Raw genomic sequence first — 21,086 nt, 5'->3', positions numbered from 1 at the left:
ACTTCCCGGCTGGTGTTCACCACCCGGCTGATCAGGCAACAGTAACCAGCCCGGACCTCCGCGGCGACTCCCGTCGTCGTGGATCGGTCATCTTGCATGGGTTCGATAGACAGGGCCGCATGCGAAGACTCCTCATGCCGAGCCTACTGGCGACGGCGATGGTGATGGTGGCGGGAGCCGCCGGCCCGGTGTCGGCCGCTCCCCCGGCGCAACGATCCGACCGGACCGGCAACTGGTCGGTCACCGACGGCAAGCTGACCTGGCAGTCCGACCAGCGGGTGCCGATGGGCGACGCGGCGGTCGAATTCTGGTCCGGGGACACCCTCCTCGGCCGGCCCAAGCCGCAGGCCGACGGCCGCACCTTCCGCCTCGACCTCGACCGGGCCAAACTCGGCGACCTGTCGGTGCGGGCCGGCGGCAAACGCCTCGACGAGACACCGCCCGCGACCACGGCGAAGCGGGCAGCGGTCGCGGCCGCCCCGGCGCTCGGCACCGCCAACCCGGTGGACCCGGGCGCCAAGGGCCCGTTCCGCACGATCTCCGGGGAGTACGACCTGCCCGGGGTGAAGCTGCCCGACTTCCCGGCGAACGTCGAGATGCGGGCCGAGGTGGTGGCCCCGCAGGGCGCGCCGGGTGCGCGGCCGCTCGCCCTGTTCCTGCACGGCCGGCACACCGTCTGCTACCGCGGCACCGACGAGGACGTGCCGCAGGAGTGGCCGTGCCCGGCCGGCACCGAGTCGGTCCCCAGCTACCGGGGCTACCTGCAGGCGCAGCAGCTGCTGGCGTCGCAGGGCTACGTGACCGTGTCGATCTCGGCCAACGGGATCAACGGCCAGGACTTCGCGGTCGACGACGGCGGCGCCCAGGCCCGGTCCTCGCTGGTGCGGCTGCACCTGGCCAAGTGGGCCGACTGGGCGGGATCCGGCCGGGCGGGGGCGCCCGCGATCGTCCGGGCCGCGCCGCGCGCCGACCTGACCAAGGTGTTCCTGATGGGGCACTCCCGCGGCGGCGAGGGCGTCAGCCGGGCCGCCATGGACACGCTCACCCCACCGCCGGCCGCCCAGGACGGTTACCACGGCAAGGTCCGCTGGACGATCCGCGGCCTGCTGCTGATCGGCCCGACCATCTTCGGCCACGACCCGGTGCCGGACGTGCCGTCGGCGACCATCCTGCCCGGCTGTGACGGTGACGTCTTCGACCTGCAGGGTCAGATGTTCATCGACGAGACCCGAGGCGTCAGCCACGGGAAGGCTCTGCACAGCGCGCTCTACGTGATCGGCGCCAACCACAACTTCTTCAACACCGAGTGGACGCCCGGGCAGTCGGCCGCGCCGTCGTTCGACGACTTCTTCAGCGGCGACGAGCCCGACCCGGTCTGCTCGCCCGGCACCGCGACCCGGCTCAGCGCGCCGCAGCAGCAGAACGTGGGCGCCACCTACATCGCGGCCGCCGCCCGGCTGTTCGTGGCCGGTGACGACCGGGTGCGGCCGCTGCTCGACGGCAGTGGCGCGCGGGCCCGCTCGGCCGACCCGGCCCGGGTGCTCAGCCACGCGCTCGGTGCCCGCCGCGACGCGGTCCTCACCCCCGACCCGACGGTGCGGGTGTCGGCCGGCGGGCGGATCTGCGAGCAGGTCACCCCGGACGCCGCCGCGTCCTGCGTCAACCCCGACGACATCAACTCGAGCACCGGGCACTTCACCTGGTTCGGGCCGGTCAATCCGGAGCCCGGGCGGTACGCCGCCGCGCTGAACTGGTCGGCGGCCGGCACCCCGATCCGGCTCACCCCGGCCCGGCCGGTGTCGGTGGCCGGCGACAAGGCGCTCGCGCTGCGGGTGATCGTGCCGCCGAACAGCGTCGGCACCCGCTTCGGGGTGACCGCGGTCGGCCCCGACGGCCGGCGCACCGCCCTCGGCGACGTGCGGATCGACGGGCTGCCCGGCACCCAGCTCACCACCTCGTACTGGGGTCAGGAGGTGCGGGTGCCGCTGAACGGCACGCGCACGGTGACGGCGGTCGAGCTCACTCCGCGTACGGCGGCCGGCAGTGCCTGGTTGTTGGACGCGTGGGGCTGGAACCCCGGCACCCCCGACCCGCGGGAGAGCAGCCTGCCGCGCATCGACATTGGCAGCCTGGTGGTGGCCGAGGGTAACTCGGGCACCAAGACCTACCAGGTGCCGGTCAAGGTGACCGGCAAGGGCGGTGGCGTGGTGCGGCTGTTCCGGCTCGACGGCAACACCTACGAGTCGACGTCCTGGCTGGCCACCGTGCGCCCGGGTGACCACAGCATCCAGGTGCCGGTCGACGTGGTCGGCGACACTCTCTTCGGCTACGACGAGAACCAGTACATCCTGGCCAAGGCCGAGAAGGGCCTGGTCATCGGCGACTACCTGGGCGGCCTCGAGGTGCAGAACGACGACCCGGAGCCGGTCGTCACGGTCGAGCCGGTCGCCGACCGGGTCGCCGAGGGCGGCACGCTGACCTGGAAGGTCTCCCTGTCGGCGCCGACCGAGACCTGGCTGTACCTGGTCACCGAGCCGCACGCGCCGGCCACCGGGGTGGAGCTGTCCACCACCGACGTCGACCCGGAGTGGTTCGAGCAGAACGCCTACGAGCCGGTCGAGCCGTCCCGGCCGCTCTCGTCGACGTACCTGACGCCGTACGTCTTCTTCGAACCCGGAGTGACCACCGCCGAGCTGACCGTGCCGACCGTCACCGACGGTCTCACCGAGCCGGACGAACTGGTGGAACTGCACTTCGTCGAGGGTTACGACGGCGCGCCGGTGACCGGTGTGGTCACCGGAAGCTGACCTGATCGGAGTCCAGGCCGGCGAGGTGTGCGCGCACCTCGCCGGCCTGCGGCAGATCGGCCCCGGCGCACAGCGTCAGGGCTTGCTCGTAGTGCGCCCGGGCCCGCACCGGATCGCCCAGCGCGCGGCTGGCGTGGCCGAGGCCGGTGTGGGCGCGGGCCTGCTCGACGGGGTCGCCGGTGGCGGTCGCGGCCCGGTAGTGGTCGCGGAGCCGGGTCAGCGCGGCGCGCCGGTCGCCCGGCCGCTCCTGTTCACCGGCCCGGACCGCGGCGAACACCCGGACCAGGTCGTGGAACGTGTACCGGCCCGGACCGGCCGGCTCCAGCAGATGATCGGCGCCGAGCCGGGCCAGGCCCTCGCGCGCGGCGTCCACCGCGATGCCGGCCAGCGCTCCCACGGCGTACGCGTCAAGGTCGTGGCCTGGGTACAGCGCCGCCAGGCGCAGCAATCGTTGCTGATCGGCCGGCAGATGCCGGTAGGACAGGTCGAGAGCGAGCTCGACCGCGGTGTCCAGGCGCCGGTCGCGGTGCCGCTCGTCGAGGCGATCGGCGTGGTCGGTCAGCGTCCAGCCCGGTGTCTGCCGGATGTGGCCGGCGATCAGGCTCAACGCCAGCGGCAGCCGGCCGCAACGCCGGGCGATCCGGGCCACCGCGTCCGGGTCGGCGCCGACCGGGACGCCGGCCAGGGCATCCGCCAGGAACGACTCGGCCTCGCCGGTCGCGAAGACGCCGACGCCGAGGTGGGTCACAGTCTCCAGGTCCAGGCGGCGCCGGCTGGTGACCAGCGCCACCGAACCCGGGGTGGCCGGCAGCAGGGGCCGGACCTGCGCGGCGGTGGCGGCGTTGTCCAGCACCACCAGGGCCCGGACGCCGCCGAGCCGGGCGGAGTAGGCGGCGGTCAGCGCGGGCAGGCCGTGCGGAATCCGGTTGCTGGGCACGCCGAGCAGGCGCAGGAAGCCGTCGAGGACCGCGACCGGGTCGGCCGGCGGCCGTTCCGGGTCGAAGCCGCGCAGGTTGACGAACAGCACCCGGTCGACCGCGTTCGCCCGGACCAGCCGGTGTCCGGCGTGGATGGCGAGCTGGGTCTTGCCCACCCCGGCCATCCCCTCGATCGTGGCGACCCGGCTGCGCGACAGCCGGCTGAGCACCTCGACCCGGCCGGTGAAGCCGGGCAGGTCCTGCGGCAGGGTGTCCCGCACCCGCACCTGGGACACCGCCTCGCTCTCGCCGCCGACCGCCCGCAGCGCCTGGCGCCATCGGTTCACATAGGCCGGGTCCGGGTGCAGCGCCTCGACCACGGCCAGCACCAGGTCGGTGTTCATCCGGCGGCGGCCGGGTTGGAAGCAGTTGGCGACGGTGGACCGCCGGGTCAGCTCGCCCGCCGGGCGACCGGCCGCCGACCAGGCCGCGTTGACCCGGTCCTTGAGGGTCTCGTAGGACGGGTCACCGGCGCCGACCTTGAGCAGCCGCAGCCGTTCGACCAGCTCCTCCACGGAGCCGGCCGGAGCCGGATCGGGCAGCTCCGCCGGCATGGACCCCCCGATCCGATCGCCGTCCAAATTCGTCCAGACTCCACCCGCACCCGGGTATCGACCCTCGACACTCTACGAGTCGCCGGCTACGGGGGTCAGGGAGCGCCGCACCCTGATACGCCGGCCCTAGACGATCGGCCCCGCGCCTCGCCCCGGCGCGGGGCCGATCCCAAGCGGTGGCGGGCCCGCCCGGAACGGGCGCGCGGAGGGTGAGTCTCGCTCAGCGGGACTGAGTGCCACGGGACCGGCCGCGCCGCGTACTTGAAAAAGGCGCGAGAGCTTCGCCTAGCGGAAGGAGAAACGGCGTTTTTTCTGGGGGCGCATGCCGCCCAGGGCGTCTGCGCCCTGACGCAGGAGGCGGGTCGCGCGGGTTGAGCCGCGCTTGGCCTCCAGCTTTTCGCTGAGTTTGCGGGCGCCGGCAGCGGCCAGCGGCACGGCGACCGCCATGATGACGAAGCGTCGGATCAGGTTCGGGATCATGCGGACAGCGTTACCCGGGATCGGCCAAGGTCACGCCTCAGTTGCGCCACCAGTCGTCCAGGGGGGTGACCGGGACGGTGCGCTTGTGGCGGGTTGCCCGGTAGACCGACTCGACTCGGGCGGCCAGCTCGGGGGTCACGTCCACGCCCTCCAAGTAGTCGTCGATCTCGGCGTAGGTCAGGCCCAGCGCCACCTCGTCGGGGAGGGCCGGGCGGTCGTCCTCCAGGTCGGCGGTCGGGATCTTCTGCCAGACGCTGTCCGGGGCGCCCAGCTCACGCAGCAGGGCGGCGCCCTGGCGCTTGGTCAGGCCGGTCAGCGGGGTGATGTCCACGCCGCCGTCGCCATATTTGGTGAAGAAACCGGTGATCGCCTCGGCGGCGTGGTCGGTGCCCACCACCAGCAGGTTCAGCTGGCCGGCGATCGAATACTGGATCACCATGCGCTCGCGGGCCTTGATGTTGCCGCGCACGAAATCGCGCAGCCGGGGCTCCTCGCCCAGCAACTCGCCCAGGCCCAGGGCCGACTCGGCGGAGACCGCGTCGGCGCTCGGCTTGACGTTCACCGCGATGGACCGGTCGGGCTTGATGAACTCCAGGGCGATCTGCGCGTCGTGTTCGTCGGCCTGCACGCCGTAGGGCAGCCTGGCCGCGACGAACGTGGCCGCGCGGCCCTCGGACCGCAACTCCTCGGCGGCGAGCTGGCACAGCCGGCCGGTCAGCGAGCTGTCCTGGCCGCCGCTGATGCCGAGCACGAAGCCCTGCGCGGGGGTGGACCGCAGGTAGTCCTTGAGAAAGTCGACCCGCCGCCGGATCTCGTCGGCCGGCACGATCGCCGGGTTGACGCCGAGCTCGGCCAGGATGTGCTTCCTCAGGTCCGTCACCTCCGCACTGTATCGGCGGAACCTTTGACTGCCGGGCGCAGGCTGCCGAAACAAGGCGGCATGAAGAAGCTCGCCCTCGCCCTGGTGGTCCTGCTCGCGGGGTGCGCCTCCGATGTCGCGGCTGATGTCGCGGCGCCGGCCGTGACGGTGACCAGCGGGACGATGGGTGCGGCGGTGACCCAGGACGGCACCTTCGAATACACGGTGACCTCGCTGAAGTGCGACCCCGCGGCGATCAAGGGCGAGACCCCGAAGGGCACGTTCTGCACCGTCGGCCTCACGGTGCACAACCTCACCATCGCCGCCCGCAAGCCGGGCATTTCGTTCGCTAAGGCGTACGACAGCGCGGGCACGGCTTACCTGGCCGACGCGCTGGCCCAGATCCAGAGCGGCTCCCTGCTCCTGGACGACCTGGCCGGCGGCGCCACCATCGACGACCACCTGATCTACGACGTCCCGAAGACCGCGACGCTCACCAAGATCGTGCTGAGCGAGTCGACCACCTCAACCGGCATCAGCATCCCGCTGAGCTGACTCGATCCCAGCCCGCAGCGCTTCCTGCTCACCGGGCTTCCACGGGCCGGTCGACGCGAACGGGATGTCGGCCATGAACCGCCGCTCGCCCTCCGGGATCCGCGCCACGATCAGGGCGGGATCGGCGGTGTAGAGGTTCGGCCCATCCGCGTAGAACAGGTCGGTCACCACCAGCCGCCCGTCGGCGGCGCGCATGACGTTGGCCGGGTTCGCGTCGAGCGGTCCGCACCAGGGCAGTTCCCGGCGGGCTCGTTCGTGGACCCGGCGTACGATGTCGGCCAACTCGGCGACCTCGGCCGCCCGCGCGCCGATCGCCGACTGAAACGCGACCGCCTCGGCCTCCTCGACCGGCCGCAGAAACTCCATGACCTGCAGGTCACCCCCGCCGGTCAGCCGCCGGTGGTCGAACAGCTCAGGCACCTGGCGGGTGTGCGCGGCCTCGCGGTAGAGCGTCGCCGCATAGGGCCCGGTCGGATCGAACGGGGTGATCCGCGCCGCCCGCGTGCCATCCGGCGACCGCAGCGCGATCGCCCAGTCCCCGGCGCCACACGGCGTCCACCCATCGGCCCGCAGCGCCGCCTCGACGTCCCGATGGTCCCCTTTCGGAATCACGCCGCCGATGGTAAGCAGCGTCGTCCTCTCGCGCTTTCTTTTCCGTACGCGATGCGTCCGGTCCCGTGGCACCGGGGGTGAGTCCCACTGCTCGCCCTTCGGAGGTGGGCTTCGGATTAGCCGCCAGCCTTCTGCCACACCCCGCTGGCACCTTCCGCAATCGAATGCGATCATCCTGGCTGACGCCGAGGGGAGTGGACGGTACATGCGAGCACGTTCACCACAGCCCGGTAACCTGCAGGGAAATCGCTGGCGTGAGTTAGTCGTCCTTGCCGTGTTCACAGGCATAGCGTTCGGTGTCGCATCGTGGCAATACCAAATAGCGAATGCGCCCACTCCGATCTCCCATTTCTTCGGCCACGTGTCAGCCCAGCTTGCAGACGACGACGGCGGAGATTCGGTAAGGCCGCCCGAGCCGCACTTCTACTTCAATGTTTCGGTAGATTCAGATAATTACGATCCCACTTTTAGCGGGGCGCGCCGCCACGACCTAAAAGACAGGATCAGCGTTTTGATATACGGCGAAATGGGCGACTTGCGCGGCAAGAAGATTAGTATTACCGCTTGGGAAGATGCTAGGCCCACTGATCCGATCGCGCTAGGACGGGATCTAGGTTCGCCTATTATACCGGTCGAAGATCAGCCGGGCGAAAGCTTCTCCCAACATGGCGATCAAATAACGATCACCGTTCCGAAGGACTTCAGGGGCGGGCTAGGGGTAAGTGCTTCTTGGACGATGCTGCGCCCTATCGGCGCAGTCGGCGGCGGGTTGTTGGCGATGTCTTATCCGACTTGCTCTACCCGTGGCCCGGACTTTGGCGGGTGCTCAGTGCTCGGCGGGGCCCTTGCTGCGGGTCAGACGGTCATTAATGTAAGCCCGCCGCTGACCTCTCCATCACTTATAAGATGGGATGAGAAGGCTGACCCAGAGAGCGCGAGCACATCCTTAGGCTGGTTGTCGCTGCTGATTTCGGACAGCGAGTTGTCCCGTGCCCGGGAAAGCCACCTGTTCATCGCCGGCGCCCTACTCGGTGTTGCTGGCGGCGGCCTCCTCGAGGTGCTGATCCGTGCTGTCCCCAGTTCACGTCGATCAATTTCCATCCAGGATCAACAACAAGCAGGCACCATTGGTGCAGGTGGGCCATTACCGGGAAGGCCACAGCAAGGTTCTGTTCCCGCGGTCCCCGGTGAACGCTGGGCAGAGTGGAAGCGAGAGCTGGGCGAGCGACGCAATTATCGACCGCCTGACTGAGACCAGCTGGCCTCAGGAAGACTTGGTGAATCACCACGTCGGTGGGGTACCGGAAACGAACTTGCGGACACCGCACTAGGCGGCGGCCGGGAGACAGGCGGAGATGCCGGTGCCGGCTCCTGGTTCGGACTCGATGGCCAGGGTGCCGGCCAGGCCCTCTATGCGCCGGCGCATGGCTACCAGACCGAAGCCGCCGGTCGTCGCTGTTGGCGGGCGTGGGGCGGTCGGGTCGAAGCCTCGGCCGTCGTCGCGGACGTCCAGGGCCACGTCGTGGTCCAGGTACGACAGGGTGATGCCGACTCTCGTCGCGGACGCGTGCCGGGAGACATTGGCCAGGGCCTCCTGGGCGGTTCGGAGCAGGACCGCCTCGGCCTCCGGGGGCAGTGGGCGGGACGTGCCGGTGGTGGTGAACTCGACCGTGAGGCCCAGGCGGGTCGACCAGCGGGTGGCCACCTCGGCCAGGGCCTCGTCCAGGCGGCCGGACTCCAGCTCGCGGGGGCGTAGCGCGTGCACCGAGCGGCGGGCCTCGGTCAGGCTCTCGCGGGCCAGGTCGGTGGCCGCGTCGTGGTGGCGCCGCCAATCCTCGCCGGGGGCCTGGGCGGCCGCCTGCAGCTGGGTGACTATGCCGATCAGGCCCTGGGCCACGGTGTCGTGGATCTCGCCGGCCATTCGCTGGCGTTCGTCCAGCACGCCGGCCGTGCGGGCCTGGGTCAGCAACTGCTGCTGCAGGTCGGCATTTTCGGCCAGGGCGGTGGCCAGCCGCTCGTTGGCCGCTCGCGCCTCGCCCAGCGCCGCCTCCCGCTCGCGTTCGCGGCGCTCGCTGATCCGGATCAGCCAGGCCAGGCCGCACAGCGGCACCGCGTTGGCCAGCACCGTCACCGCGTAACCGGTCAGGCCGGCCGGCGTGCGGGGGTCGAGTCCGGACGCCTGGGCGATGCCGGCCACCGCGGCGGTGCCGCCGATGAAGTACAGCTCGGCCGGCCAGCCGATGATCCGGAAGGCGTAGAAGTAGCAGGCCGGGGTGAACAGCGCGTACCACGGGTCGCGCAGGACCAGGACCAGGGTGATCAGCAGCAGGCCGGCCAGGAAGACGCCCATCTGCCGGGGACTGTCCCGCCGGGCCGGGCGCAACGTGTACATCGCCAGAATCCAGAGCGCGGCCAGCGCGCACAGCGTCAGGTTGACCGGGTCGAATCCGGCCACCACGGTGACCGCCGCCAGGAGCGCGAGAAACACGTACGGCACCACGGTGGTCAGTGGCTTCAGAACGTCCACCGGGACAATCTACGGGCGCCGGGAAAGGCGTTGCCAGAGCCAGCCGGCGGCGACGGTGCGGTCGTTGAGGACGTACTCGCTGGTCGCTCGGTTGATCATGGTGTCGATCAGGGCGCGGCGGGCCATCGGGTGGCCGACGAACAGGAGCTGGTCGCCGGACTGCAAAGTCACGTCGTCGGCCGGGCCGAGGGTGGCCTCGTCGTCGCGGAGCAGCAGCAGCGGCACCGCGGCCACCTGCCGGTCCCGGTCCTGCGGGCTGCGCACCAGGTCGCCCAGCCGGGCGTCACCGCGGTCCAGCCAGGGGCCGAGCGCCGGCGCCTCCCGGTCGTTCAGGGTCACCTTCCAGACGCTGCCCAGCCGGCTGCCGCAGTGCGCCTCCAGCCGTTCCAGCAGGTCGGTTGCCCAGTCGTTGCCGCAGGCCGGCATGTCCTGCAGGAACCGCCACAGCAGCGGCGAGCTCAGCTGCGCGTAGATCTCGCGCGCCACCACCTCGGCCGCGACCAGGGTCCAGTCGACGTTCAGCGCCGCGAACAGCGGTGCGTTGGCCCGGTGGTTCTGCCGGGCGGTGATGAACAGGCCGGGGTTGAGGCGGCGGGCCGCGGCGATCAGCGAGAGGTTGGTGGTGTCGTTGTCGGTGCCGGCGACGAAGCCGACCGCGTCGGCCGGCCGCGCACGGCGAAGCACGGCCGGGTCGGAGGCGTCGCCGACGATCAGGCCCGGCTCGTCCTCCTGTTCGAGAAGGTCGATGATGGTGACCTCGAGGCCGTCGGCCCGCAGGTCCTCGACGAACTTGCGGCCGAACCGGCCGAACCCGCAGACCACCCAGTGCCCGGCGGCGGGTGGCCGGCCGGGCTCCGGCAGTTCCGCGCCGGGGCCGCCGGCCAGCCAGGACATCAACTGGTACGACGCGGGGGCGTGCAGCGCCAGCCGGACGTGGTCGCCGAACCGGTCGAACGGGTTGACCACGGTCGGCGAGCCGAACGCCCGCATCCGGTGCTCGGTGGCCGGGGACACCGTGCGGGCGATGACCGGCACGTCCGGGCGGATCAGCGCCGCGGTCATCGCGACGACCAGGTTGACCTCGTCGTTGTCGGTCAGCGCCAGCACGCCCTCGCACTGCGGGTGTTCCAGGCCGGCCAGGTCGAGGGTGCGCGGGTCGGCGGCGTCGCCGACCAGGCCGGGCACGTCGGCGTAGTACGAGTCGATGTCGAGGGCGTCGACCCGCTCGGCCGACAGGTCCAGCACCACCAGCCGGCGGCCGAGCGAGTCGAGTGCCCGGCCGAGGATCTGACCGGTCTGCCCGAAGCCCACGAGCAGCAGGAACGGCTCGCGCAGGCGATTCACCGTACGGCTGAATCGGCGCAGGGCCAGCGCCTGCCGGAACGTGCGGTCCTGGAGCAGGGCCAGCAGCGAGCCGATGGTGTAAGCCCAGCCCACCACGGTCAGATAGATCGTCGCCATGACCCACAGGCGCTGCGCGCCGTTGAACGGCTGGGGCAGCTCGCCGTACCCGATGGTGGTGGCCGTGTAGCTCATGAAGTAGAACGCGTCGAAGAAGCTCATCCGGGGCGGGATGAGGGTGAGCCCGAGGACGCTGACCGCGAAGTTGGTGATCAGCAGGATGAGCGGGGCGCGCATCCGCCGCAGGATCAGGAAGATCGTCGGCGATTGTTCGGCGTAACGCGCCGAGAAGTGGCGGCGCCGGGCCTTCATCGGCGGTGGAACGTCGTCGTCTCGATCACCAGCAGGGCGACCGAGACGAGGTTGGCCAGCAGCGCGCCGCCGGACAGCGACACGACGCCGGCCATCGCCTCGGCGTCCAGCCCGGCCGAGGAGATCTGCGTGGCGTACGCCCACATCAGAGCGGCCGCGATGAGTTGGAGGTCGGCGACCAGGCTGGTGGCGAGGTGGACCGCGCCGATCTGGGTGCGGTCGCCGAACTTCAGCACGGTGGCGATCAGGCTGACCACCACCGCCGCGAACAACTCGTAGACGTTGTGCAGCTCCGGGCTGGAGATGTCGCCGATGAAGAAGCCGAAGTTCAGCGTGGCCGCCAGCAGCACGAAGAAGCCGAAGACGACCTTTTCCAAACTCATGGCGCTTACGGTAGCGGCGCGCTGAGCGCGCCGCTCACCGAAGCTCAGTTCTGCGGGGGTACGTCGCCGGGGCCGCTGCCCCACGCGCTGGGTGACGTGCCCAGGGTGTACGCGAGGTGGCCCCCGGCGAGGACCGTGCGCGCCGGCAACCAGCCCTTCGTGGTCGCCCGGTCGTTGACCGTCAGGCCCTGGACGTACGGTCCGGTGCCCGCCGCATCGATGGTCAGTTTGCCGCCACCGCCCAGCCGCACCGAGGCGTGCGGGAACAGCGGCGTGGTCAGGGCGAGCTCGGCCCGGGTGGGCACGGTCGGGTAGAGGCCGAGGGCGGACAGCACGTACCAGGCGCTCATCGTGCCGGCGTCGTCGTTGCCGGGAATGCCGCCGGTGCCGTTGCTCCACTTCGTGTCGATGATCGCCCGCACGGTCTCCTGTGTCTTGTAGGCGGCGCCGAAGTAGTTGTAGAGGTACGGCGTCTGGATGTCCGGCTCGTTGGTGGCGTCGAACCGGGTGGCCTTCTTGGCACTGAGGTCGAACGTGCCGTCGGGGTTGCGGAAGAACGCGTCGAGCCGCTCGGTCGCCACGTCCAGCCCGCCCATCCGCTCGGCGAGAGTAAGCACGTCGGAGTAGACCATCCAGGTGTACTGGGCGCTGCTGCCCTCGACGAAGCCGGTCTGGGTGGACGGGGTGAACCCCTCGGCCCAGGTGCCGTCGCGGTAGCGATCGCGCATCCAGCCGACGTACGGGCTGTCGATCGGGGCCGGGGTGGCGACCGCCGGGTCGGCCAGTTCCAGCTCACCGAGCTGCACGATGTCCTCGCCGCCGTTCTTCGTGACGTTCAGGCGGTAATTCGCATAGGGCTGCGGCGTCGCCACGGCATATTCGGCCGTCTGCCCACGCTTGTCGAATTTCTGCCCGGTCTGGGCGTCGAGCGTGGTCCAGGTGCTGCCGTCGGCCGAGCCCTGCAACTCCCAATCGACCGGGTCGCGGCCCGGCTCGTCGTTGCCGGAGGTCAGCGCGTAGTGGTCGACGGTCAGCGGCGCGTCCAGCTGGGCGGCGACCCAGCCGGTGGTGGCGAAGGTCAGCCACTTGGTGCCCTTGTCGCCGTCGAGCGCCTGCGCCTTACCCTCGCTGGGCGGGTTCTCGCCGCTCGCGGTGATCGCGGTGACGTGCTCGCGGATGTTGTGGGCCAGCCCGGGATCGGCGGTGGCCTGCGGGTCGAAGACGTTGCGCCAGTTGAGCGAGCGGGCCAGGAAGGTGCGGTAGGTCGAGCGGTCGCCGAGCGCGAGAGCCAGCTGGGCGATGCCGTAGTCGGCGGCCGCGTCCTCCAGGGTCTCGGCGGCGCCGCCCCAGCAGTGGCAGTCGTCGGCCGGCACGTAGCCGAGCGACATGTACTCCTCGAGCGACGGCCGCTGCCCGAAGCACTCGACCGGGCACCCCAGGTCGCTCTCGTCGTTGGCGGTGGGCACGGTCGCCGCGTGCACCAGGGATTTCAAGGCGCCACGGGCGTCGAAGTCGCGGGCCCCGAACGCGTAGATCGCGGCGATGGTGGCCGCGGCCGGGTCGCCGGACATCACCGCGGTCTTGCCGTGCTGCAACAGCCAGCGGTCCCACTCGCCGTCGCGCTGGGTGGCGTAGTTGAACAGCGACTGCGCATAGTCACTGGCCTGCCGCCGGTCGAGCAGCGCGAGCAGCTGCACCTGGGCCCGGTAGACGTCCCAGCCGGAGAAGGTGCCGTATTGAGCTTTCTGCGGTTTCTTGATCACGTGAACCTGCGAGTCGGCGCCGTAGTAGCTGCCGTCGACGTCGCTGGTCAGGGTCGGTTCCAGCGCGGAGTGGTAAAGCGCGGTGTAGAACGTGGTGCGCTGGTCCGCGGTGCCGCCATCAATGCGGACCTTGGCCAGCCGCGTGTTCCAGGCGGCCCGGGCATTCGCCCGGACCTCAGCGAAGCCGAGTTCCGCCGGTGACTCCGCGGCCAGATTGGCTTCGGCGCCGGCCAGCGAGGTGTACGAGATGGCCACCCGCATGGTGACCGCGGTCGTCCCCGGTGCGAACGTCACGTAACCGCCCGAGCCTTTCCCGGCGACCGGCCGCCCGGCGCTGGTCCAGCCGCTGCCACCGGTCGCGTCGGTGCTGTCCGGGGTGAGCGTGCCGTCTTTCCAGGTGCCGACGGCCGCGAACGGCTGGTCGAGGGTCGCGACGAAGTGCAGCGTGTAGTACGCGTGGGTGTTGTCGGTGCTCTGCGGCCCGCAGAAGTTCCCGGCGCTTACCGAGCCGGTGATCGTGCGGGTGGCCGGGTCGAGGTGCACGCTCGCGTCGGCGCTGCCGGTCTCCGACATCGAGGTGCGGAACAGCAGGCTCGCGGGCTTGTCGGCGGGGAAGGTGAAGTTGCCGATCCCGGTGCGGTCGGTGACGGTGAGCTCGGCCCCGGCCCCGCTGTCCAGGCCGACCCGGTAGTAGCCGGGCTCGGCCGCCTCGTTGGTGTGCGCGAACGTGCTCGCGTAGACGGCGTCGGTGGTGTCGGCGCTGGGCGAGCCGGCGATCGCGCCGGCCAGCGGCATGATCGGGATGTCGCCGTTGGCGCCGGAGCAGCCGACGCCGCTGAGGTGGGTCAGGCTCAGCCCGCGGATCTTGGTGGCGGTGTACTGGTAGCCGCCGGGCGCCGGGGTGGACACCTGATTGCCCCGGGAGGTCTGCGGGCTCCAGGCCAGCATGCCGAACGGCCGGACCGCGCCGGGATAGGCGTTGCCCAGGTTGGTGCTGCCGATGAACGGATTGACCAGGGCGGCGAGATCGGGCGGGGCGGCAGCGGCCGGCGCCACCGTTCCGATCGGAATGGTCACGGCCAGGCCGGCGAGAACGGCGAGGACACGAGTGCGGAGCATGGCGGACTCCTCCTCTGACAACGATGTCAGGCCAGGCTGTATCGACACAGGCAAATGTGTCAATGCTCTTTGCCTGGGTGGGCAGCCTGCTCAGGCGTAGGTGCAGACTCGATTGCGGCCGGTGCGCTTGGCCTGGTAGAGGGCACCGTCGGCGTGCGCCAGCAGTTGTCGCAGGTCCTGGTCACCGCCGTCCAGCGCGGCCACGCCGACGCTGATGGTAACCGGCAGCAGGCCCACCGTGGTCGGGATCGGCTCGCCGGACACCGTCCGGTGCAGCCGCTCGGCCAGCTCGACCGCGGGCACCCGCGGGGTGACCACCGCGAACTCCTCGCCGCCGTACCGGCCGACCACGTCCCCGTCGGCGAGGCCGTCGCGTAGCCGGGACGCCACCGCCCGGATCACCTCGTCGCCGACCGGGTGCCCGTACGTGTCGTTGATGCGTTTGAAGTGGTCGATGTCGACCATGATGGCGGCGATCGGCCGCCGCTCGGCCCGGGCGGCGGCCAGCTGCCCCTCGGCCTCGGCGAAGAAGTGGTTGCGGTTGAACAGGCCGGTGAGCCCGTCCATCGTGGCCATCGCCCGCACCTGGCTGAACAGGCGGGCGTTCTCGTACGCGGTCATGCCCTGCCCGGCGATCGCCGCGGCCATCTGGATCTGCGCCTCGGTCATCACGTCCTCGGCGGTCGCCCCCACCAGCAGGACGCCGAACGGCTCGGCTCCCTGCACCGCCGGGATCGCCCACCAGCAGCGCAGCGCGCCGAGCACGCCGGCGAACGGCGGCCGGTCGCCCGGGAACACGGTGCGCACCCGCGGGCCGGCCAGTTCGTAGAGCTCCCGCGGCAGCGGGTGCACCTCGGTGCCGACCGGCGCGGTGACGCCGTAGGTCGCGGCGACCGTCAGCCGGTCGCGGTCCACCCAGGTCAGCAGCGCGGCGGTGTCCCCGCGCAGGGTGCCGGCCAGGCTGGTGAGCAGGCGTTCCATCACCTCGTCGGGGTCGAGTGACGAGCTCTGGTCGGCCATCGCCGCGCGCAGCGTCTCGGCCACGTCCCGCTGCCGGCGGGCCGTCTGCACCGCGACCTCCAGCTGCGCGGCCCGGGCGGTCTCCAGCGACACCGCGATGTGGTTGGTGATGGCCTTGAGGATGTCGACGTCGTCGGCGGTGAACACGCCCTTGGCGACCCGGCTGTCCAGGTAGACCACGCCGCGCAGCCGGCCGTCCAGCTGGAGCGGGGCGATCAGGATGCTACGCAGGCCATGGACCTGCACGCTCTGCGAGCCGAGCGCCACGCCCTCCTCGCTGCCGGTCACCACCAGTGGCTCGCCCGAGCGCCGCACCCGCTCGACCAGGGTCGAGCTGTACCCGGTCAGTTCGCGGATGTCGTTGCCCTGGCCGTCCCGGCCGACGTGCGGCACCAGCTGGTTGCGCTCGCGGTCGAGCAGGAACAGGAAGGCCCGCTCGGCGCCCATGATGCGCAGCGTCTCGTCGAGCGCCACCCGGGCCAGCGCGCTCGGGTCCAGCACCGTCGCCGAGGCCAGGCTGACCTGCTGCAACGCTTCGAGGCGGCGCTGGTAGCGGGTCGGGTTGTGCGGTTCGGCGCTGTGGTTGGTCGTGGTGGTGATGGTGCCCGGGTTGGTCGAGGTGAGCTCGTCGATCCGGAACTCGTCGGTGATCCAGCGGACCCGCTGCGGCCAGCGCTGGTCGATCGCGATCATCTGGGCGAGCTTGGCGTGGTGCGCGGCCGGGGCGGGCTGGTCGAGGGCGCCCAGCGCGCGGGCCCGCACCCGGGCCGCCTCGTAGCCGATCAGCGGCGCGTCCAGCGGCACCAGCTCGGCCTCGGCGGCCGACAGCGTGCGGATCGCGTCGTCCGGACGGCCGTTGAGCACCTCGACGTCGGCCCGGGTCACCAGGTGCCAGGCCCGCAGCGGCTTGGTGTCGGCCATCGTCGCCAACCGGGCCACGGCGGCCTCGGCGGCGGCCCGGTCGGACCCGCCCTGATGGCACCGGGCCAGCCGGCCGAGCGCCTCGAAGACGTAGTAGACCCGCTGCTCCGGGACCATCGCCTGGGGTTTCAGGCCGAGCGCGGCGAACTCGGCGGTGCACCGTTCGAACGGCTCGCCGAGCACGCTCTCCTCGACCAGGGCGACTATCCGGGCCCCGTACACATTGATCTGTTGCATGGGGTTTTCGGGGTTGGCCTTCTGGAAGCGCTGCATCGTCTCGAGCTTGGCCGCGGCCTCCTCGGGCCGGCCGCGCTGCGCGGCGAGAACGACCGCGACCGCGCCGATCGCGGCCCCCTCGGCCTGCGCGCCCGGGCCGAGCCGGGCCCGGCCGCGTTGGTACCACGCCTCGGCCTCGGCGGTGCAGCCGCGCTTGAAGTACTGCATGGCGACCGTCGACACGCCGGTCAGGTAGTCGCCGAGCTCCAGCCACCGCTCGTGCTCGAGCAGGACCCGGCTCCAGACCTGCCCCTCGTCGTCGTGGCCGCCCAGGTGGCTGCCGGCGCCGCGCTTCCATTCGACGTAGCCGACCAGTTCCGGGTCGCCGATGTCGGCGGCCACCGCGGCGGCCCGGTCGAACAGGCCGGTCGCCAGCTTGGCCCGGCCGGCCACGTCGGCGATCACCCCGAGACCGGCCATGTGCTGGGCGTACTCCCGGCCCGGGCCGAGCCGGTTGATCGGGTAGATCGCGCGGAAGCTCATCGTCGCGCGCATCGCCCGGCGCATCCGCATGGACAGCGCGAAGGTGGCGATGTCACACAGCACCGCCTGCACCCGGAAGCGCTGGCGGGCGCGGCCGCGGGCCGAACCGAAGCCCAGCCGGGTGCGGCCCACGATCAGGCCGACAAGCATCGACCAGACGGTGCTCATGATCAGGGCGAACTTGCTGTTCGGCAGCGGCGCGCCAACCTCGGCCAGACCGCGCCGGACCGCCTCGAACGCCTTGTCCGGGTTCCACGCGCTGTTGTGCACCAGCGCCACCTGGGCCAGGATCTCGGCCCGGTGCAGCCGGTCCGGTTCGCCGCGCAGCGCGCCGTCCAGGTGCCGCAGCGCCTCGGCGAACCGGCCGGAGCGGGCGCAGCTGGTGCCCAGGGCGAGCAGGAAGTCGGGCTGCGGGGTGACCCCGGCCGCGGTGGCCGCGCTCGCGGCGACCTGCAGGAACTCGCGCGCCTCGGCCGGGGCGTGCTCGGCCAGCGCCAGCCGGCCGGCCGCGAACCCGCTGAGGTAGACCCGATGCGGCCGGCGTTCGGTCTCGCCCAGCGCGTAGTGCCGGGCGATCGAGTAGACGAAGCGGCGGTCGTCCGGCGCGGACGCCTCCAGCACCTCGGCGATGCGCTGGTGCAGCCGGCGCAGCGACGCCACGTCGAGGGTGGCGAGCAGCGCCTCCCGGATCCGGTCGTGCAGGAAGCGGAACGCGTCCGGCCCGGCCGCGGTCACCAGCCGCCGCGACTCGGCCTCGGTGAGCATGGCCCGGGCCTGCCGCGGATCGATGTCGCAGACCTGCGCCACCAGTTCGGTCGGGAAGTAGCGCCCGCCGGCCGCGCCGGCCGCCAGCAGCTGGCGGCTCTGCAGGCCGAGGGTGTCGATGCGCTGCAGCACCAGCTCGATCGCGTCGCCGGACGGTTCGAGACGGTCCAGTCCGGACTGGACCAGCCGCCAGCCGGTCCAGGACGGGGTGATCAGGCCGGCGTCGAAGACGGCCCGGACGTACTCGCCGACGGTGAACGGGTTGCCGCCGGCCCGGACGGCCAGTTCGCCGATCTGCTCGGCCGGCAGCCGGACCGCGCCCAGATGCTCGGCGACCAGCTCGACCACCGCGTCCGAGTCGAGCGGGCCGAGCGGGATGCGGGTGTCGAGGGTGGCATCCATGTCGATGCCGAACCGGGTCAGCGCGGCGGTGCTGGCGGCGTCGTCCCGGCTGGTCGCGATGACCAGCAGCGGGGTGCCGGTCAGCCGGCTGGTCACGTGCCGCAGCACCCGCCGGGTCGGCCCGTCGAGCCACTGCACGTCGTCGATGTGCAGGACGGCACCCTGGAACTCGTCGGCCAGCCCGATCAGGAACGACGCGACGGCGTTGACGAACTGCTCGTGGTGGTTGAGTTCGCCGATCTCGGGCGCCTGCACCAGGTCGGCCAGCAGCGGCGACAGCGTGCGCAGCAGCGGGCCGCCGCGCCCGGCCGCCCGGGTCAGCCGCTGGATGGCGTCGTCCCGCTCGGCCGTCGGCAGCCGTTCCACGGTTTTCAGGTAGCGCTCGACCGCGCCCCGCAGCGGCGCCAGCGGCACCGGGTCGTCGGGCACGCACTTGCCGTACAGCACCAGGTCGCCGTCGACCACGACGGCGTCGGTCAGCTCCCGGACCAGGCGGGTCTTGCCGGCCCCGGCCGGGCCCTCGACCACGGCCGCTCCCCCGCCGCCCTCGCGGGCCCGCAGCCAGCGGTGGGCCAGCGCGATCACCTCCTGGTCGCGGCCGACCAGACGATGCGGACCGATCGGCTGGACGGTCCGCTGGTCGGCGGCCACCGGGAACCGGGTGCCCGGGTCCTCGGCCAGCCGGCGCAGGTCGTTCAGCAGGCTCTCGCCGCTCTGGTAGCGGTCGTCCGGGTCCTTGGCCATCAGGGTGGCGATGATCGCGGCCATCGTGGGTGACAGGTCGGGCCGCATGTCGCGGGCGTCCGGAACCGGGGCGGTGGCGTGCAGCCGGATCAGTTCGCCGGCGTCCTTGGCCTGGTAGGGCACCTGGCCGGTGACGCACTCGTGCAGCAGCACGCCCAGCGCGTAGAGGTCGGAGCGGCCGTCGACCGGCCGTTTGAGCATGCCGGTCTGCTCCGGGGCGCTGTAGAGAAGCGTGCCGGCCACCCGGTCGTCGGGGGCACCGCGGCGGGCGGCGAGTCCGAAGTCGATGAGCCGGCCGGTGCCGGCCGGCTCCATGATCACGTTGTCCGGTTTGACGTCCCGGTGCACCAGGCCGGCCCGGTGCGCGGCGGCCAGCGGCCCGGCCAGGTCGATGGCGAGCCGCACCGCGGCCGGCTCGTCCAGCCGCTCCTGGCGCAGCCGGTGCGACAGCGGGGAGCCGTCGATGTACTCGAGGATCAGGTACGGGCCGGCGGCGGTCTCGCCGACCTCGAAGATCTTGGGCAGCAACGGGTGGCCCACGCAGCCGAGCAGGGCGGCCTCGCGCCGCACCGTGGCCAGGGCCTTTTTCGCATCGGCCGAGGTCAGCACCTTCAACGTGTACTCGTCGCCGTGTCGGCGGACACGGTAGACGACCGTCTCGGCACCACGCCCGAGCTGCGAGATCACCTCGAGGTCGGAGAACGCCCCGGGCGCCGTCCCAAAGATCGAGGTCAACGGATCCTTCCATTCACGACGAGTTTCTCGGACGTTACGCCTCGGGCCTCGCGTGATGCCAGCTTTGAAAGTCTTCCTGGCAGTCCGTGGACACTTCGATCATAGTGATGCGGATCACACTCTCACTTTCCCCGCATTTCGCACCGGCATAGACATCCACGATTGGCGTAGTTGCGCCGGACTGCGATGATCCGAAGACCGGGACTCGCGGGGGGCGTGTCATGAAATTCGGTGCATTGCTGTTTCCGTTCCACCACCCGGCCGAAGATCCGACCCTGCAGCTCGAGGGTGATCTCGCACTGGCCGAGCACTGCGACCAATTGGGCTACGACGAGTTCTGGTTCGGCGAGCACCACTCCGGCGGCTGGCAGATCATCGCCGCGCCCGAGCTGATGATCGCGGCGGCCGCCCAGCGCACCCGCCGCATCCGGCTCGGCACGGGTGTGTCCACGTTGTCCTACCACCACCCGTTCATGCTGCTCGACCGCATCATCCAGCTCGATCACCTGACCCGCGGGCGGCTGATCTTCGGGGTCGGGTCGGGCGCGCTGACGCTGGACGCCACCATGATCGGCCACGATCCGATGCAGGCGCGCCGGATGATGGAGGAGTCCCTCGAGGCGATAACCGCACTGCTGCGGTACGACGGACCGGTCACCCGCAAGACCGACTGGTTCGAGCTGGACAACGCGACCCTGCACCTGCGGCCGTACCGGTGGCCGTTCGACATCCGGGTCGCCGCGTTCAAGTCGCCGGCCGGGCCCCGGCTGGCCGGGAAGTTCGGCGCCGGGATGGTCTCCTTCGGCGCCTCCGCCTCGCTCGGCACCGGCTCGGAAAATCCGCTGAGGACCGCGGCCGGCATCGCCTCGAAAGAGGCCAAGGAGGCCGGCCTCCGGTTCGACCGCAACCGGTGGTCGGTGATGAGCCTGGTGCACCTGGCCGACACCGAGGAACAGGCCCGGGCCGAGGTGCGGTACGGCCTGACCGCGTACACCAAATACATCCGGCAGATCCTGCCGATGAACGTGCCGGTCGACCTGGACGACCCGGACGCGATCGTGGACGTGCTGACCACCACCGGCACCGCGGTGATCGGCACGCCCGAGCAGGCGATCGCGCACATCGAGAAGATGTGGGAGCTCAGCGGGGGCTTCGGCACGTTCCTGATCGAGCAGTCCGACATCGCCGACCCGCACGCCACCCGCCGGTCGCTGGAGCTGTTCGCCCGCCGGGTGATCCCCTACTTCACCGCGGCGAGCTGGCCCCGGCTGGCGGCCTACGAGGCGGAACTGCAGACCGACGGCCGAACACGCCGGATGATGGCCGCCGCACAGGCAAAGGCGGGGGTGGAGTACTCGCACGAGGTCGCCGAGCGCCGGCGGGCGTCGTAG

13 protein-coding genes are annotated in these 21,086 nt (G+C 71.4%); 4 read left to right on the top strand and 9 right to left on the bottom strand.

The genetic code is table 11. The annotated features are described in order from the left end of the window. Positions 1-134: 134 nt before the first annotated feature. Positions 135-2,807 (top strand): alpha/beta hydrolase family protein, encoded by a 2,673-nt coding sequence (locus Ate02nite_RS22765; RefSeq protein ID WP_239147609.1) that lies wholly within the window; start codon positions 135-137, stop codon positions 2,805-2,807. Here the strand turns inward: Ate02nite_RS22765 and Ate02nite_RS22760 are convergent. From Ate02nite_RS22760 to nadE, 3 genes are all read right to left on the bottom strand, one after another. After that, positions 2,794-4,338 (bottom strand): hypothetical protein, encoded by a 1,545-nt coding sequence (locus tag Ate02nite_RS22760; RefSeq protein ID WP_203808796.1) that lies wholly within the window; start codon positions 4,336-4,338, stop codon positions 2,794-2,796. The two genes, Ate02nite_RS22765 and Ate02nite_RS22760, sit on opposite strands and share 14 nt — an antisense overlap. A gap of 285 nt (positions 4,339-4,623) precedes the next feature. Further along, a complete protein-coding gene (locus Ate02nite_RS22755; RefSeq protein ID WP_203808794.1) occupies positions 4,624-4,818 on the bottom strand; it encodes a hypothetical protein in 195 nt (64 codons plus the stop codon). A gap of 37 nt (positions 4,819-4,855) precedes the next feature. Beyond that, positions 4,856-5,698: an NAD(+) synthase gene (nadE, locus tag Ate02nite_RS22750; protein WP_203808792.1), complete on the bottom strand. Its 843-nt coding sequence runs from the start codon at positions 5,696-5,698 to the stop codon at positions 4,856-4,858. Between the two features lie 60 nt (positions 5,699-5,758). On the opposite strand from nadE, the gene Ate02nite_RS22745 reads away from it, so the two are divergent. Further along, entirely contained in the window at positions 5,759-6,232 is a 474-nt protein-coding gene (locus Ate02nite_RS22745; protein ID WP_203808790.1) for a DUF4352 domain-containing protein, read from the top strand. Here the strand turns inward: Ate02nite_RS22745 and Ate02nite_RS22740 are convergent. Beyond that, positions 6,203-6,844, bottom strand: a complete 642-nt coding sequence (locus Ate02nite_RS22740; RefSeq protein ID WP_203808788.1) for a hypothetical protein — start codon at positions 6,842-6,844, stop codon at positions 6,203-6,205. The genes Ate02nite_RS22745 and Ate02nite_RS22740 overlap by 30 nt on opposite strands. Positions 6,845-7,049: 205 nt before the next feature. Between Ate02nite_RS22740 and Ate02nite_RS22735 the strand changes: the two genes are divergently transcribed. Continuing rightward, a complete protein-coding gene (locus Ate02nite_RS22735; protein ID WP_203808786.1) occupies positions 7,050-8,096 on the top strand; it encodes a hypothetical protein in 1,047 nt (348 codons plus the stop codon). Between the two features lie 75 nt (positions 8,097-8,171). Here Ate02nite_RS22735 and Ate02nite_RS22730 read toward each other — a convergent pair whose 3' ends face one another. From Ate02nite_RS22730 to Ate02nite_RS22710, 5 genes are all read right to left on the bottom strand, one after another. After that, positions 8,172-9,371: a sensor histidine kinase gene (locus Ate02nite_RS22730; protein WP_239147608.1), complete on the bottom strand. Its 1,200-nt coding sequence runs from the start codon at positions 9,369-9,371 to the stop codon at positions 8,172-8,174. 9 nt (positions 9,372-9,380) lie between these two features. Continuing rightward, entirely contained in the window at positions 9,381-11,084 is a 1,704-nt protein-coding gene (locus Ate02nite_RS22725; protein ID WP_203808784.1) for a potassium channel family protein, read from the bottom strand. Continuing rightward, positions 11,081-11,467: a DUF6394 family protein gene (locus Ate02nite_RS22720; RefSeq protein ID WP_203808782.1), complete on the bottom strand. Its 387-nt coding sequence runs from the start codon at positions 11,465-11,467 to the stop codon at positions 11,081-11,083. The genes Ate02nite_RS22725 and Ate02nite_RS22720 overlap by 4 nt, the downstream gene beginning before the upstream one ends. Positions 11,468-11,511: 44 nt before the next feature. After that, positions 11,512-14,349 carry a GH92 family glycosyl hydrolase gene (locus Ate02nite_RS22715; protein WP_203808780.1) on the bottom strand — a complete coding sequence of 946 codons (2,838 nt, stop codon included), beginning with the start codon at positions 14,347-14,349 and terminating at the stop codon, positions 11,512-11,514. Positions 14,350-14,439: 90 nt separating this feature from the next. Continuing rightward, the gene (locus tag Ate02nite_RS22710; protein WP_203808778.1) at positions 14,440-19,695 is read right to left on the bottom strand and encodes a diguanylate cyclase; all 5,256 of its coding nucleotides are present in this window, start codon (positions 19,693-19,695) and stop codon (positions 14,440-14,442) included. 221 nt (positions 19,696-19,916) lie between these two features. On the opposite strand from Ate02nite_RS22710, the gene Ate02nite_RS22705 reads away from it, so the two are divergent. Further along, entirely contained in the window at positions 19,917-21,086 is a 1,170-nt protein-coding gene (locus Ate02nite_RS22705; RefSeq protein ID WP_203808776.1) for an LLM class flavin-dependent oxidoreductase, read from the top strand.

Source organism: Paractinoplanes tereljensis, from assembly GCF_016862435.1.
Classification (GTDB): domain Bacteria; phylum Actinomycetota; class Actinomycetes; order Mycobacteriales; family Micromonosporaceae; genus Actinoplanes; species Actinoplanes tereljensis.
This window is presented reverse-complemented; position numbering and strand designations above follow the sequence as displayed.

What these genes read in the sequence shown, in the direction of transcription:
- Ate02nite_RS22705 (WP_203808776.1), top strand. Translation starts at nt 19,917, where the DNA reads ATGAAATTCGGTGCATTGCTGTTTCCGTTCCACCACCCGGCCGAAGAT.
- Ate02nite_RS22745 (WP_203808790.1), top strand. Translation starts at nt 5,759, where the DNA reads ATGAAGAAGCTCGCCCTCGCCCTGGTGGTCCTGCTCGCGGGGTGCGCC.
- Ate02nite_RS22760 (WP_203808796.1), bottom strand. Translation starts at nt 4,338, where the DNA reads ATGCCGGCGGAGCTGCCCGATCCGGCTCCGGCCGGCTCCGTGGAGGAG.
- Ate02nite_RS22765 (WP_239147609.1), top strand. Translation starts at nt 135, where the DNA reads ATGCCGAGCCTACTGGCGACGGCGATGGTGATGGTGGCGGGAGCCGCC.
- Ate02nite_RS22755 (WP_203808794.1), bottom strand. Translation starts at nt 4,818, where the DNA reads ATGATCCCGAACCTGATCCGACGCTTCGTCATCATGGCGGTCGCCGTG.
- Ate02nite_RS22725 (WP_203808784.1), bottom strand. Translation starts at nt 11,084, where the DNA reads ATGAAGGCCCGGCGCCGCCACTTCTCGGCGCGTTACGCCGAACAATCG.
- Ate02nite_RS22720 (WP_203808782.1), bottom strand. Translation starts at nt 11,467, where the DNA reads ATGAGTTTGGAAAAGGTCGTCTTCGGCTTCTTCGTGCTGCTGGCGGCC.
- Ate02nite_RS22735 (WP_203808786.1), top strand. Translation starts at nt 7,050, where the DNA reads ATGCGAGCACGTTCACCACAGCCCGGTAACCTGCAGGGAAATCGCTGG.
- Ate02nite_RS22715 (WP_203808780.1), bottom strand. Translation starts at nt 14,349, where the DNA reads ATGCTCCGCACTCGTGTCCTCGCCGTTCTCGCCGGCCTGGCCGTGACC.